Origin of the sequence: Bacteroides sp. NSJ-48, from assembly GCF_014287405.1 — a bacterium.
Lineage (GTDB): Bacteria > Bacteroidota > Bacteroidia > Bacteroidales > Bacteroidaceae > Bacteroides > Bacteroides stercoris.
Window position 1 is genome coordinate 1 of the sequence record NZ_JACOOD010000121.1, and the last position, 603, is coordinate 603.

The window sequence follows — 603 nt, forward strand, 5'->3', positions numbered from 1 at the left end:
CCTTATTCAGGTGACTATAGCACTGAGGTTCCACCTCTTCCCATTCCGAACAGAGAAGTTAAGCTCAGTCACGCCGATGGTACTGCGTAACAGTGGGAGAGTAGGTAGTCGCCGTTTTTTTAGAGAGAAGCCCTTGTATCGGAAGATGCAGGGGCTTTCTTGTTTTCGGGCTATTTTGTCTGCCTTGCCTTGTTTTGCTTGCTTTTCTTTTCTTTGCTTGTTTTCTTGGGGTTAATAGATTTTTAGTGGGGATTATTCTTATACTTGTGAAGTATTTCTCTTTCTTTGCTTTTAGGATATTATATCGTATCACTCATACCCATATCACATCATATATCTGGCAAGCATCTCCTCTTATGTCTTTCTGTTCTTATGTCTAAAAAAATGCTCTGTCTTCTATGTGGAGAGAAGTTTTATTTATGTCTCTTTAAACAGGTTTTGAAATTTCCCTTTCCTTTCCCGTATCGAATGAGTATCATATGGAGTTGACGGGGATTTATTGGAGCGTCAATACCGTAACCATCTAAGTGGTTATCTCCATTGGGACCAACTTGTTCATGCAGAGGATTGGCTACTATTCGAAAAGAATATCGGTGCTTATCT

At 39.8% G+C, this 603-nt stretch carries 1 rRNA gene and 1 pseudogene; both read left to right on the plus strand.

Annotated elements, in window-relative coordinates:
- Positions 1 to 6: 6 nt before the first annotated feature.
- Positions 7 to 117, plus strand: a 5S ribosomal RNA gene (gene rrf / locus H8S52_RS19745).
- Between the two features lie 382 nt (positions 118 to 499).
- Positions 500 to 603, plus strand: a pseudogene (locus H8S52_RS19750) (DDE transposase); the annotation flags it as partial.